The organism is Holdemanella biformis DSM 3989 (assembly GCF_000156655.1).
Lineage (GTDB): Bacteria > Bacillota_I > Bacilli_A > Erysipelotrichales > Erysipelotrichaceae > Holdemanella > Holdemanella biformis.
The window spans coordinates 616,277-628,648 of sequence record NZ_DS996841.1 but is presented as its reverse complement, the minus strand read 5'-3'; the positions used below and the strand labels follow the sequence as shown (position 1 = coordinate 628,648).

The following is a 12,372-nucleotide window of genomic DNA, read 5'->3' as shown; positions in this document are numbered from 1 at the left end:
ATTGAGTTTAGAATATACATTATTTAATTCGGATATGAAGAAGGATTATACAATTTTAGTTCCTTCTATGCTTCCTATTCACTTTCGCTTATTGACACCTGTCTTTGCGAAAAGTGGGTATAAATTAGAAGTTTTGACAAATGAAGGGGAGCAAGTACGTGAAGAAGGCTTAGCTCATGTGCATAATGATACTTGTTATCCAGCATTATTAGTAATTGGTCAAATGATTGACGCATTAAAAAGTGGTAAGTATGATATGAATCATGTAGCTTGTGCCATTACACAAACAGCAGGAGGATGTCGTGCTAGCAATTATCTTTCTTTATTGAGAAAAGCTTTGGCTATGGAAGGATGGCAACACATTCCTTGTTTATCTGCTAATGCGAATGGTCTAGAAAAAGGCAGCAGTGTCGAATTTACAATGCCGTTGATTCTTCGCATTCTTTATGGAGCTTTATATGGAGATGCCTTAATGTGGCTAGGCAATCAGGTGAAGCCTTATGAACTTGAAAAAGGATCTACAGATAAGGCGGTCAATCAATTTATTGATGAATTGATTCCAATGTTTGAACATGGTTCTTATAAACAATCTAAGCGTATTTATAAAAAAATGCTAGAAATGTTTAAGTTCATTCCACAAGATCGTAGTCAGACAAAGATTCGTATTGGAATTGTTGGAGAAATCTATATGAAATATTCTCCATTAGGAAATCAACATTTAGAAGACTATTTAATTGAAGAAGGTTTTGAACCCGTTCTATCCGGCGTGATGGATTTTGCGTTATATTGTGTAGAAAATTCAATTATTGATTATGAATATTATCATATGCACGAAAAAAATCACTATATATATAATATAGTAAAAGATGTAATTATGCGCATGCAGAAAACATTTAGAGATATGGTGAAAAAAGAGGGTACTTTTATTGCACCAGATGATTTTAGTGAAGTGATTGATAATGGAAAAGCCTTTATTGATCCAGGTGTAAAAATGGGTGAAGGTTGGCTTTTAACGGGTGAAGTTGTTTCACTTATTAAATCTGGTGTTACCAATGTGATTAGTGCACAGCCATTTGGTTGTCTGCCAAATCATATTGTTGCCAAAGGTATGGTTCGTAAAATTAAGGATGGGTATCCAGAAGCCAATATTGTTGCGATTGATTATGATCCAAGTGCATCTAAAGTAAATCAGGAAAATCGTATACGATTGATGTTGGCCAACGCTAAATTAAGTGAAGAAATGAAGGCGAGTGTATGATGGAATTTGTATATGCCTATGCCTACTTTATTTTGTATGCCTTTTTAGGATGGGTGTGTGAAGACTTATATTGTGGGATTCCCGCAAAGAAGTTTATTAACCGAGGCTTCTTTTATGGTCCATATTGTCCGATTTATGGAGTAGGTGCTTTATTGGTTTTATATCCTTTGTTATTTGTGAAAGATTATCCAATACTTGTATTTATTTTGGGTGTCATTATCACAAGTACTTTGGAATATATTACGAGTTGGGTAATGGAAATTTTATTTAAAACAAGATGGTGGGATTACTCTAAAAGATTTATGAATATTAATGGACGCGTATGTTTGTTGAACTCCACTTTATTTGGCATTATGTCTATTGTGGTGGTTTATATCATTCATCCAGTGATTCAAGATATCGTGTTAGATATTCCACTTACGGCATTGATGAGTTTTTTGTCAGCCTTTACGATTGGTTTTGGTATTGACTGTGTATTTACTGTGCTTGCTTTACTTCGTCGCAAGAAAGTATTCCAAAAGGTGCAAACACAAATGGAAGCTTTCAAAAAGGATTTCGAAGCCGAAAGTCAATTGCGTGTTCAAGAAGCGCAAGAAGCTTTTCAAGAATGGATGTTGTCTCGTCCTGATTTATCCCAGCGTATTGAAGAATTCCAAAGCAGTTTAGATAACTTCTCTTTAGAAGCAAAAAAACATATTTCAAAAGCTTTCCCAGAACGTCGTATTTCTACAGAGATTCGTAATATTGTAGCAGATGGTAAACTAGCACTTGAAAGAAGACGATTGAATGCGAATAAGCAAGCTGAATATTGCGAATTAACAAATATGGTCATGGTTCAAGATGAAAAAGGAAATGTGTTAGTTCAAAATAGCAAAAATCCAAATGGATACACATTACCATCAGGTCATATTGAACTTGGTGAATCCTTTGTGCAATCGGCAATTCGTGATGTAAAAGAGAAAACAGGTTTGGATGTTGATCAATTAGAGCTTTGTGGAACTAAACAGTTTATCACAAGTGATAATTGTAGACATATTGTATTCTTATATAAAACGAATGTGTTTAATGGAAAGATAAATGAAGAATCCTATTGGATTCCATTATCGAATATTCAGGATTATAAGTTGGTTTCAGGCTTAAGCGATGTGCTTGAAGTGTTTGCGGGAACTAAATTTAATGAGCTTTACTATAATGCGCAATATCAATTAAAAAAATATTAGACTTTGTGGTTTACAAGCAAAGTCTTTTTTTGTTATAATAACAAAGCAGGTTTATGCCTGTTCTCTGCTTCGAAAGAAGCCAAAAAAGACCAAAGGGAGGTGTACACATGAAAAAATATGAAATTATGTACATTGTGAATGCATCTTTAGATGATGCAGCGTTCAAAACAGTTTCAGATCGTTTACATGCAACAATCACTGAAAACGGTGGTTCAATTGACAAAGTAGATGACTGGGGTGTGAAAGAATTCGCTTACGAAATCGATCACATGAAGAAGGGACACTATGTAGTTATCAACGTAACTGCAAACAATGCGGGAGTTTTCGAATTCCAACGTTTGTCTCGTATCAGCAACAATGTTATTCGTATTATGGTTGTAAAAACTGAAAGCGAAAAATAATCGAGGTTAAATAAATATGATTAATCGAGTAGTATTAGTTGGGCGTTTAACACGTGATCCTGAATTACGTAAAACGCAAAGTGGAACAAGTGTTTGCTCATTCACAATGGCAGTTGGCCGTCGTGTTTCAACGCAAGGACAGCCAGATGCAGATTTTATTAACTGTGTAGCTTGGAATAAAACAGCTGATTTGATGACACAGTATTTACACAAAGGTTCATTGATTGGTTTAGAGGGACGTATCCAAACTCGTTCTTATGATAATCAACAAGGACAAAGGGTATATGTTACAGAGGTTGTGGCAGAAAGTGTTCAATTCTTAGAACCAAAAAATGCACAATCAAATTACTCAGCTGGAAGCCAAGATTATGGAATGAATCAAGGTTTTGCTCAAAATACATATACTGCTCCTGCACAGAATGGATATAATCAAAATTCATACTCAAATCCTGTGCAGAATACAAACAACGCATTTGATTCAACATTCAATGCGAATGATTCACTAGATATTGCTAGTGATGACTTACCATTCTAGAAAGGAAGGACTTACTTATGGCATTTAAAAAACAACGTATGGGTCGTAAAAAAGTTTGTTACTTCACTAAGAACAAAATTAAGGAAATCGACTACAAAGACGTAGAATTATTAAAACGTTTCATCAACGCTAATGGAAAAATCATTCCTAGACGTGTGACTGGAACTCGTGCAAAATACCAAAGAATGTTAGCAACAGCTATTAAACGTGCTCGTCAAATGGCTTTGTTACCTTACGTGGTTGACTAATTAGACTTCATATATTGAAGTCTTTTTTTTATTTTTATATAATAAGAATATGATTAAAACGAAACAAATCACAAAAGGCGCTATGGTTTGCGCTATTTATGGAGCTTTATTATTTTTAAATCAACAGAGTGCATTAATGATTGAATCCAGTGCTTCCTGGATTTTTGCTTTCCCTGTACTCATTTATACAGCTATGAGCGGAGTCAAAATGGGAATTTTGGTAACCATTTGTATGGGCTTGATGACCATGTTTTTTGGTGGCTTCACGACCTGGTTTTATAGTTGGACATCATTATTGATTGGTTTTTTATATGGTGTGGGGGTGTCTAAACATGTTAAGAATATGACAAATTTTATTTTCTGTTTTATTCTATCTGTTTTGGCTAATTTATGTATTATTCTATTGTGGAGTACATTATTCGGTATTGATTTCTATGAAGATTTCCGCTTAATTTCACAATACATTCCATTTATTAGCTTAAAAGTATTTACATACTTGATGATAGGAATGTTAGGACTTTTACAAGCTTTATGTATACATCTAGTCGCATTAATGGTATGCATGCGTATGCATATGGATATTGTTCCTTTACAACCATTATCAAAGGTACAAAGTCCAAGATGGGTTGGAGTATGCTCTATTGTGGTATGGATTGCGTTCTTTTTTATTCAAAATGTGTTAAAATGTCCAACGGGGATTCAAGATTTAGCACAAATTTTATTTTTTGTGGATTGTGCTTTACTTTTATATTTTGGTGTTGTTTATTTTATGAGTTTATGTGTAAAGTATCAAAAAAAGAAATGGTCATTTCTATCTATTTTTGGTGCCTTTATACCTGGACTTAATTTATTGTGGATGTTTATGGGAGAATTAGACTGTCTTTTACAGTTGAGAAAAGAATAGAGGTTTTCTATATGAAACAATTTGAAAAGTGGCGTAGCCTATGCGTTACAGGCCTTGTTTTAGGTGGCATACTATCGTTTCTGTTATTTTTGAAAAAAGAATATATATTCATGGTTGCAGCCTTAGTTATATGGATTATTTTAATGTGTGCTTTTTTTGGCTTTTGGAAGTCATTAAAGAAGCATGGCATGAAAACAGAAGTCGATATATCAAGAGTGTTAGGTAAAGATGCCAAGGACGCACTAAATTTTGGAGATGTGGGTATTGTAACATACAATGAAGAATATATTGTAACGTGGGCTTCTCCTTTCTTTAAAGAAAAAGGAATCAATCTAACAAATGATAAATTAACGAGCTGGATCAGTAATATTCGTACTTTATTTGATGATGATGTAGATATGGTTATAGGAAAAAGTGAAGGTCGTATCTATGAAATCACGCGTAAAAGAGATGCACAAATTTTGTATGTAAAAGATATTACAGATTATTATAATATGCGCCAACAATATTTAGATAATGAAATTGTGATTGGTTTGTTGCAACTCGATAATTATATGGAATATCAATCTTATGAAAATGAAGAGATCATGGCACAAATCAATACGCATTTAAGAGCGTCTTTAGTTACTTGGGCAAAAGAAAATAAAATGTTTGTCAGACGTTTGCGTTCAGATCGTTTCTTAGTTATTTTAAATAAAGAGATATTGGCTCAAGTACGCAAGCAGAATTTTACAATTCTACAGTTGATCAAAGATGAAGCGAATAAATTGGATGTTTCGATTACTTTAAGTATGGCTTTTGCGTATGGATCCAATGATTTCACGGTTTTAGATGATATGGTTAATGAATTGATTGAACTAGCTCAAAGTCGTGGTGGAGATCAAGCGGCCATTCGTGCTAGTGGGGGAACCGTGCAGTTTGTGGGTGGAAACTCAGAGACAAGTTCGACTCGTTCTAAAGTGCGTGTCCGTATTATGGCACAATCGATTCAAGAAGCTATTATGGAATCCAATCGTGTCTATATTTCTGGACATGTGATGAGTGATTTTGACTGTATGGGTGCCTGTCTTGCCTTATCAAGTTGGGTGCATGCGTTGGGTAAAGAAGTATATATCGTTTTAAAAGATGTACCTAGAGATGAGCAACTTCAAGAAGTGATGAATTCATTTAGCTCAGTTGTTCAAGAAAGGCATAATTTGGTTACTCCAGATGAGGCAATGGCTTCTATGGATTTCAATTCAGATCTATTGATTATGGCAGATCATGGTATTCCAGCTATTTCAAGTGTTAAAGAATTTGTGAATCAGTGCAATCGTATTCTTGTGATTGATCATCATAGACGTAGTGATGCGTTTGTTAAGAATACTTTGTTGACATATGTTGAAAGCAGTGCGAGTTCAGCTTGTGAGTTGATTGTTGAATTGCTTCAAAATATTCCAAATCATATTCCTATTTATGAAATGGAAGCAACGATTATGTATTTGGGTATTTTAGTGGATACAAATCGTTTTAAAATGCATACGGATGCGCGTACATTTGAAGCTGCAGCTGCTTTACAAAATTGGGGTGCTAATACAAAACGTGCCGAAAAAGCATTGTGCGAAGATTATTTGTATTTCTCAATGAAGAATGCATTGATTCAGCAAGCTAAGCCTTATTATAATCATTTTATGATTGCGGCTATTGAAGATGAAACATTAGAAAAAACGATGATGGCTCAAGTATCACAAGCGTTGCTTTTGATCAAAGGTTGTATCGCAAGTTTTACAATTGCGAAAGTTAAGAACAATTCAAATGCGGTTGCGGTAAGTGCTCGTAGTGATGGTTCATACAATGTTCAAAAGATTATGGAAAAATTAAATGGTGGTGGTCACTTTAGTGCGGCTGCTGTTGAAAGGGCAGATGTATCCGTACAACAGATGAAGGATATGATCTTAAAATGTATAGAGGAGGAACAAAATAATGAAAGTAATATTGCTTAAAGATATTCGTAAATTAGGAAAGAAAGACGATGTAGTAGAAGTAAGTGATGGGTACGCAAGAAATTTCTTGTTCAAAAATAAGTCTGCCATTGCCTACACAAAGGGTTCTGCCAAAGTTTTAGATAAACAAATGGAAGAAAGAGCGGAGCATGAAGCAGAATTGAAAAAAGAAGCTGAGGCTTTAAGCGAAACTTTAAAGGGTATTACTTTAGAGTTTAGATTGAGTACAGGAAAAAATGGAGCTACTTTTGGTTCCGTTTCAAGTAAACAAATTGTTGAGGCATTGGCTAAAAAAGGAGTTCGTGTTGATAAAAGAAAACTTCAATTGGATCAATCAATTGCTTCTTTGGGTGTAACTCGTGTTCCAGTTGACTTATATCATGGGCAAGTGATTGGTGAAATTGTTGTTCATGTAAGTGAAAAGGCATAATATGTCTCGTGAAATGCCTAATGCGGTTTCCTTAGAACAATCTGTTCTTGGTTCTTTAATGGTTTATCCAAGAGTCATTCAAGATTGTCAGGAACTTGATTTACATGCAGAAGAATTTTATTTGCCTTCTCATCAGCAGATTTATCAGGCTATCTGTACAATTCATGAAAATGGTCAGCCTATTGACATGAATACAGTGGTTACGCGTTTACAGGAAACAGATCAGTTAGAGTCTAGTCAAGGAACAGATTATATTATTCGTTTGGCCGATTCAGCTATTTCAAGTGCAACATCAAGATCGTATATTGAAACAATCAAGAATAAGGCGCAATTGAGAAGATTGATTTATGTTGCGGATAAAATCAGTGAAGAAGGATACTCATCTGGTGAAGATATTGATACAGTTTTAGATGATGCGGAACGTTTAGTTATGGATGTAACCAGGCATCGTAGGGGAAGCGAATTTGAATCGAGTGAAGAAATCGTTACTCGTGTTATTAATGAATTAAAAGAGCTTCGTACGATGAAAGGTGTAACTGGAATCGAAACGGGTTATGTCTTGTTGGATCGTATGACAAATGGCTTTCAACGAGGTGATTTAATTATTCTTGCAGCTCGTCCGGCCATGGGTAAAAGTGCCTTGGCCTTGAATTTTGCAGCCCAGGTTGCAAAACGTAACGAAGGAGCTGTTGCGATATTCTCACTGGAAATGCCGAGTGATTCGATGATGAAACGTTTAATGAGTTCTGAATCTCAGGTATATTCAGATAAGCTTCGTAGTGGTAAATTGACAAATGAAGAAATGTCTCGTTTATATGAGGCAGGTTCACATTTGAGTGAAAGAAAGATTTATATTGATGATACAAGTAGTATCAAGGTATCTCAGATATTTTCAAAGTGTCGTAAATTAAAGAGTGAAAATGGCTCTATTTCTTTAGTTGTAATTGACTATTTGCAGCTGATTACCGGAACACGTGCCGATTCTCGTCAACAAGAGGTTAGTGATATTTCGCGTAATTTAAAGATTTTGGCAAAAGAAATGGAATGTCCCGTTATTGCGCTTTCTCAGCTTTCTCGTAAGGTTGAAGAAAGAACAGATCATGAACCGCAGTTGTCCGATTTACGTGAGTCTGGATCCATCGAGCAGGATGCCGATATTGTCATGTTTTTATATCGTAGTAATTATTATGATAAAGATAAGGAATCACAAGAAGAAACGGAAGTGGTAGATTTGTCTTTGGCAAAACATCGTAATGGTGGTATTGGAAAGATTCAATTGGCCTTTGAAAAAAACATATCTCGCTTTACAAATTTAGAAGCATCCGGAGATGATATTTATGCGCATTGATTTGTTGTGTAGTGGTTCAAAAGGCAATAGTTGTTTGATCCGACATAAAGATACGCAATTGTTGATTGATTGTGGTTCAACCAAAAAGTATTTAATGGAAAGCTTTCAAAAGGTTGGGGCTTGTGTGGATGATACAAATGGCGTTTTAATTAGTCATGCGCATTCAGATCATGTTTCGCAATTAAAACATTTTAAACATTTGGATGTATATTCCTATTGTGATTTAAAGGATGCTTTAGATAAGCATGATGTATTCCCAAATCAAAAAATGATTATTAACGATTTAAGTATTCAATTTATTGGTTTATCCCATGATTCACCACACACCATTGGTTTTGTGGTTGAATCAGAAACGGAAAAGCTAGTATATGTAACGGATACAGGGTATGTGCCTAATCAAATCAAGCCATATATTGCCAATGCCGATCATTATATTTTTGAAAGTAATCATGATGTCAATCGTTTGATGCAGACAAAGCGTCCTATGTTTTTGAAGCAGCGAATTTTAAGTGATAGTGGACATTTGAATAATGAAGATTCAAGTTTAAATCTAACTTCATTGATCAATATGAAGACAAAAAATATTGTCTTGGCACATTTGAGTGAAGAGGCAAATACGCAAGATTTGGCGTTAGATACTTTTTCAGATGTTTTACTTAGAAAGGACTTACATCCTTCTAAAGTGGATGTAAGGGCGGCAAAGCAGTTTGAAATTTTGACAATTGAGTAAAATTGTTTAATGATAAAAAATAGAATATTCATATAATATAACACTGGAAGTTTTTGGAGGAATCCATTTCTTTCAGTGTTTTCTATTATGGATAAGGATGTTATAATTATGAGTATAAAGGTAGGTAATTTAAATGTTAACAGTTATTGATCATCCTTTAATTAAGCATAAACTAACAGTTATGCGAAAAAAGGATACGGGGACGAAAGATTTTCGTCAAAACTTAGATGAAATTGGAGGATTAATGGTTTATGAAATCACGCGTGATCTACCATTAAATCCAGTTGAGATTGAAACTCCAATTTGTCCGTACACTGGCTATGAATTGGCTAAAAAAGTGGTTATTGTACCAATTTTACGTGCTGGACTTGGTATGGTAAATGGAATTCAAGATTTAATTCCAACTGCTAAAATTGCACATGTTGGTATGTATCGTGATGAAGAAACTTTAGAACCACACACTTATTTTGAAAAATATCCGAAAAATTTAGAAGAAGCAATTACAATTGTTGTGGATCCAATGTTGGCAACAGGTGGATCTAGTGTTGCGGCTATTGATATGGTTAAAAAACAAGGTGCTACAAATATTAAATTAGTTTGTTTGGTTGGAGCTCCTGAAGGTGTGAAAACGGTTGAAGAAGCACACCCAGATGTAGATATTTATTTGGCATCATTAGATGATCATTTAAATGAGCATGGATATATTGTTCCTGGTTTAGGAGATGCAGGCGATCGTATTTTCGGTACAAAATAGTTGATGAAACCTTATGCTTTTTCGGGAATGCTATGCACAAGTATGTTGATATTTGGCCTTATTGGTTACAATATTGATGGTTGGTTACATACAACTCCACTATTTGTGATTATTGGTTTATTATATAGCATAATTGGTAGCGTAATTTTATTGATTAAAAAATCGAGGTAGAACAATGCAGCAAATGAATAAAAAAATAAAAAGGTATACTTTGGCTTTTAGCTTATTTTGTTCTATAGCTTGTGCAATGATTTTTCATTCTCAAATGATTCAAGTATTTATAGCGGTTTGGATTGGATGTCTGACAGGTTTAGTTGGATATCATAAGATTGTTCAAATGGCTTTAAATATCCCAACGGATGAAGCGGCTGGAAAAAAGATTGGTACACAAGAATATATGAAACGATATTTAATGTATGGTCTAGTTCTAGTTGTTTGTCAATTGATGGAATTGCCTATATTGGCTGTTCTTGTTGGGCTAATGTGTAATAAAGGAGCGATTCTTTTATATGCACTAAAAGAAAAGGAGGATTTCCATGAGTGATGTAAGTGCAATTATCATTCACATAGGAAAGTTCTCTTTACAGATTCAGCAATCGATTCTTGTTTGGCTTGGAATTTGTGTTTTCTTTGCGTTCTTCTTTTATTTTGCGGGGAAGAAAATTGAGGCACAGGATCCATCCAAATCAAGTAAGGGGATTGTGTATATTTGTGAGGAGATGTACAACTTAGTACTTTACGTAATTAAAGATAATTTAAGGGAAACAACAAAGAAGTATATTCCATTGTTTGGTACTTTGATTGTGATGATGATTGTAAGCAACTTAATTGGTTTGATTGGACTTCAAAATCCAACGAGCAATGTAAGTTTTAATGCGACATTGGCTGTCACAATGTGGTTGATGATCCAAGGTAATGGTATTAAAAAAGGTGGATTATTAGCGCGAATGAAAGAGTTGACGGAACCAATGTTTTTGTTGACACCATTGAATGTCATAGGAGAGTTGGCGTTGCCTATCTCATTAACAATGCGTTTATTTGGTAATATTTTGGCAGGATATATCATTTCTATGTTGGTCTATACATTAATTAAAATGCTGATGCCAGTAGGACTTTTAGGTTTATTAGTAACGCCTTTCTTACATATGTATTTTGATATATTCTCAGGTGTAATTCAGACATATATCTTCTTTACGCTTAGTTCGTTTTTCTTAGGACAACAAGTAGCGATTCAGGAAGATTAATAAATAGGAGGAAAATAAAATGTTTAATGAATTTTTCGTACGTGGTATGGCTTGCTTAGGTGCAGGTATTGCGATGATTGCTGGTTTAGGTCCTGGTATTGGTCAGGGTATTGCAGCTAGTAAAGGTGCAGAAAGTGTTGGTCGTAACCCAGATGCAGCAAGTAAAATTCAATCAATCATGGTACTTGGTATTGCCTTAGCCGAAACAACTGGTATCTATGCGTTGATCATTGCGATTTTATTAATTTTCATCAAAGGTTAATGATTGGGAGAATCGGTAATGATTGACTTTAATATTGACAATTATTTGCGTATTTCATTGACCGATGTTGTTTTAGTTTGTATTTCTACATTTTTGATTGTAATGTTCGCCAAAAAATTCTTTTGGGATAAATTACTAACTTTAATTCAAAAACGACAAGATTTAATTCAAGAAAATATCGATTCTTCAGTAGCTATTAAAAAGCAGGCTGAAGATGTTAAAGAGAAGTATGATGAAAAATTGCGTAATGTTTCGCAAGAAGCTCATACCATTCTTGTTTCAGCTAGAGCACATGCGGATCAAGAAAAACAGCAGATTATAAAAGAAGCAAATGATGAAGCTTTGCGTATTAAGAAAAACGCAAATGAAGATATTGAACGTCAAAAGCGTGACGCTCAAAAAGAAATGAAAAAAGCAATCAGTGATGTTGCTTTAAGTGCTGCAAGTCAGTTGATCAAAAAAGAAATGGATGAAAAAACACAGAAGCAGTTCGTGGAAGATTTTATTGAACAGGCAGGCGATAAACAATGGTAGATTACACGCCTTATGCCGAGGCTCTATTTGAATTAGCACAAGATTCAAAACAAGAAATTGCTTGGATGTCTGAGCTAAAACAAGTAGCGCAAGTGATTACTTCAGTGTCAGAATTGAGTCAAATTTTAGCACATCCAAGTATTCCTCGAGTAAAGAAAAAGGAAATCATCCAGACAGCTTTTGAATCCGAATTAGATACAACTGTATTTCGTTTTTTGCTTGTGTTAAATGAGCATAATGAACTTTCTCATCTTGATAAAATTAGTGATGCTTATGAAGCGTGTTATCGAAAGAGACATAGAATTGAAATTGTTAAGGTTACAAGTGCATCGAAGCTTGATGAAGATCAATTATCAAGATTGAAAGAGATGTTAGAGAAAAAATTAAATAAAACACTTGAACTTGAAGTGCAAGTGGATCCATCTTTGATTGCAGGTATTAAAGTACAGGCAAGTGACTTGGTGATGGATAATACCCTTGTTGCGAAGATTAACGCAATGAAGGAAGCAATTAATAGATAAG

General features: G+C 34.5%; 17 protein-coding genes. All 17 read left to right on the top strand.

Features of this window, described 5'->3' with window-relative positions:
* Window position 1 precedes the first annotated feature (1 nt).
* The 17 genes from EUBIFOR_RS13380 to atpH all read left to right on the top strand — a co-directional run bounded on the left by EUBIFOR_RS13380 (window position 2) and on the right by atpH (window position 12,371).
* Complete coding sequence (locus EUBIFOR_RS13380) at window positions 2-1,258, top strand: 2-hydroxyacyl-CoA dehydratase (RefSeq protein WP_261795745.1); 1,257 nt, start codon at window positions 2-4, stop codon at window positions 1,256-1,258.
* Window positions 1,255-2,478: a putative ABC transporter permease gene (locus tag EUBIFOR_RS12120; protein WP_003864786.1), complete on the top strand. Its 1,224-nt coding sequence runs from the start codon at window positions 1,255-1,257 to the stop codon at window positions 2,476-2,478. The genes EUBIFOR_RS13380 and EUBIFOR_RS12120 overlap by 4 nt, the downstream gene beginning before the upstream one ends.
* A 107-nt stretch (window positions 2,479-2,585) precedes the next feature.
* Window positions 2,586-2,879 (top strand): 30S ribosomal protein S6, encoded by a 294-nt coding sequence (gene rpsF / locus EUBIFOR_RS04630; RefSeq protein ID WP_040466151.1) that lies wholly within the window; start codon window positions 2,586-2,588, stop codon window positions 2,877-2,879.
* 16 nt (window positions 2,880-2,895) lie between these two features.
* A complete protein-coding gene (gene ssb / locus EUBIFOR_RS04625; RefSeq protein ID WP_003864784.1) occupies window positions 2,896-3,414 on the top strand; it encodes a single-stranded DNA-binding protein in 519 nt (172 codons plus the stop codon).
* A 17-nt stretch (window positions 3,415-3,431) separates the two neighbouring features.
* Window positions 3,432-3,662: a 30S ribosomal protein S18 gene (rpsR, locus tag EUBIFOR_RS04620; RefSeq protein ID WP_003864783.1), complete on the top strand. Its 231-nt coding sequence runs from the start codon at window positions 3,432-3,434 to the stop codon at window positions 3,660-3,662.
* Between the two features lie 49 nt (window positions 3,663-3,711).
* Window positions 3,712-4,566: a DUF2232 domain-containing protein gene (locus tag EUBIFOR_RS04615; RefSeq protein WP_003864782.1), complete on the top strand. Its 855-nt coding sequence runs from the start codon at window positions 3,712-3,714 to the stop codon at window positions 4,564-4,566.
* A gap of 11 nt (window positions 4,567-4,577) precedes the next feature.
* Window positions 4,578-6,548, top strand: a complete 1,971-nt coding sequence (locus EUBIFOR_RS04610; protein WP_147587367.1) for a GGDEF domain-containing protein — start codon at window positions 4,578-4,580, stop codon at window positions 6,546-6,548.
* Entirely contained in the window at window positions 6,529-6,978 is a 450-nt protein-coding gene (gene rplI, locus EUBIFOR_RS04605) for a 50S ribosomal protein L9 (RefSeq protein ID WP_003864780.1), read from the top strand. Before EUBIFOR_RS04610 ends, rplI begins: the two co-directional genes overlap by 20 nt.
* A 1-nt stretch (window position 6,979) precedes the next feature.
* Window positions 6,980-8,326 carry a replicative DNA helicase gene (gene dnaB / locus EUBIFOR_RS04600; RefSeq protein WP_003864779.1) on the top strand — a complete coding sequence of 449 codons (1,347 nt, stop codon included), beginning with the start codon at window positions 6,980-6,982 and terminating at the stop codon, window positions 8,324-8,326.
* Window positions 8,316-9,056, top strand: coding sequence for an MBL fold metallo-hydrolase (locus EUBIFOR_RS04595; protein WP_040466150.1), 741 nt, complete (start codon window positions 8,316-8,318; stop codon window positions 9,054-9,056). Before dnaB ends, EUBIFOR_RS04595 begins: the two co-directional genes overlap by 11 nt.
* Window positions 9,057-9,189: 133 nt before the next feature.
* Window positions 9,190-9,810, top strand: coding sequence for a uracil phosphoribosyltransferase (upp, locus tag EUBIFOR_RS04590; RefSeq protein ID WP_003864777.1), 621 nt, complete (start codon window positions 9,190-9,192; stop codon window positions 9,808-9,810).
* 3 nt (window positions 9,811-9,813) lie between these two features.
* Complete coding sequence (locus EUBIFOR_RS13525) at window positions 9,814-9,981, top strand: AtpZ/AtpI family protein (protein WP_083783520.1); 168 nt, start codon at window positions 9,814-9,816, stop codon at window positions 9,979-9,981.
* 4 nt (window positions 9,982-9,985) lie between these two features.
* Window positions 9,986-10,354 carry a hypothetical protein gene (locus EUBIFOR_RS04585; protein ID WP_003864776.1) on the top strand — a complete coding sequence of 123 codons (369 nt, stop codon included), beginning with the start codon at window positions 9,986-9,988 and terminating at the stop codon, window positions 10,352-10,354.
* A complete protein-coding gene (gene atpB / locus EUBIFOR_RS04580; protein ID WP_003864775.1) occupies window positions 10,347-11,054 on the top strand; it encodes a F0F1 ATP synthase subunit A in 708 nt (235 codons plus the stop codon). The genes EUBIFOR_RS04585 and atpB overlap by 8 nt, the downstream gene beginning before the upstream one ends.
* 19 nt (window positions 11,055-11,073) lie before the next feature.
* On the top strand, window positions 11,074-11,316 hold the full coding sequence (gene atpE, locus EUBIFOR_RS04575) for an ATP synthase F0 subunit C (protein WP_003864774.1): 243 nt from the start codon (window positions 11,074-11,076) through the stop codon (window positions 11,314-11,316).
* An 18-nt stretch (window positions 11,317-11,334) separates the two neighbouring features.
* The gene (gene atpF / locus EUBIFOR_RS04570) at window positions 11,335-11,850 is read left to right on the top strand and encodes a F0F1 ATP synthase subunit B (protein ID WP_003864773.1); all 516 of its coding nucleotides are present in this window, start codon (window positions 11,335-11,337) and stop codon (window positions 11,848-11,850) included.
* Window positions 11,844-12,371, top strand: coding sequence for an ATP synthase F1 subunit delta (atpH, locus tag EUBIFOR_RS04565; RefSeq protein ID WP_003864772.1), 528 nt, complete (start codon window positions 11,844-11,846; stop codon window positions 12,369-12,371). Before atpF ends, atpH begins: the two co-directional genes overlap by 7 nt.
* Window position 12,372: the final 1 nt, after the last annotated feature.

What these genes read in the sequence shown, in the direction of transcription:
- EUBIFOR_RS12120 (WP_003864786.1), top strand. Translation starts at nt 1,255, where the DNA reads ATGATGGAATTTGTATATGCCTATGCCTACTTTATTTTGTATGCCTTT.
- rpsF (WP_040466151.1), top strand. Translation starts at nt 2,586, where the DNA reads ATGAAAAAATATGAAATTATGTACATTGTGAATGCATCTTTAGATGAT.
- ssb (WP_003864784.1), top strand. Translation starts at nt 2,896, where the DNA reads ATGATTAATCGAGTAGTATTAGTTGGGCGTTTAACACGTGATCCTGAA.
- rpsR (WP_003864783.1), top strand. Translation starts at nt 3,432, where the DNA reads ATGGCATTTAAAAAACAACGTATGGGTCGTAAAAAAGTTTGTTACTTC.
- EUBIFOR_RS04615 (WP_003864782.1), top strand. Translation starts at nt 3,712, where the DNA reads ATGATTAAAACGAAACAAATCACAAAAGGCGCTATGGTTTGCGCTATT.
- EUBIFOR_RS04610 (WP_147587367.1), top strand. Translation starts at nt 4,578, where the DNA reads ATGAAACAATTTGAAAAGTGGCGTAGCCTATGCGTTACAGGCCTTGTT.
- rplI (WP_003864780.1), top strand. Translation starts at nt 6,529, where the DNA reads ATGAAAGTAATATTGCTTAAAGATATTCGTAAATTAGGAAAGAAAGAC.
- dnaB (WP_003864779.1), top strand. Translation starts at nt 6,980, where the DNA reads ATGTCTCGTGAAATGCCTAATGCGGTTTCCTTAGAACAATCTGTTCTT.
- EUBIFOR_RS04595 (WP_040466150.1), top strand. Translation starts at nt 8,316, where the DNA reads ATGCGCATTGATTTGTTGTGTAGTGGTTCAAAAGGCAATAGTTGTTTG.
- upp (WP_003864777.1), top strand. Translation starts at nt 9,190, where the DNA reads ATGTTAACAGTTATTGATCATCCTTTAATTAAGCATAAACTAACAGTT.
- EUBIFOR_RS13525 (WP_083783520.1), top strand. Translation starts at nt 9,814, where the DNA reads ATGAAACCTTATGCTTTTTCGGGAATGCTATGCACAAGTATGTTGATA.
- EUBIFOR_RS04585 (WP_003864776.1), top strand. Translation starts at nt 9,986, where the DNA reads ATGCAGCAAATGAATAAAAAAATAAAAAGGTATACTTTGGCTTTTAGC.
- atpB (WP_003864775.1), top strand. Translation starts at nt 10,347, where the DNA reads ATGAGTGATGTAAGTGCAATTATCATTCACATAGGAAAGTTCTCTTTA.
- atpE (WP_003864774.1), top strand. Translation starts at nt 11,074, where the DNA reads ATGTTTAATGAATTTTTCGTACGTGGTATGGCTTGCTTAGGTGCAGGT.
- atpF (WP_003864773.1), top strand. Translation starts at nt 11,335, where the DNA reads ATGATTGACTTTAATATTGACAATTATTTGCGTATTTCATTGACCGAT.
- atpH (WP_003864772.1), top strand. Translation starts at nt 11,844, where the DNA reads ATGGTAGATTACACGCCTTATGCCGAGGCTCTATTTGAATTAGCACAA.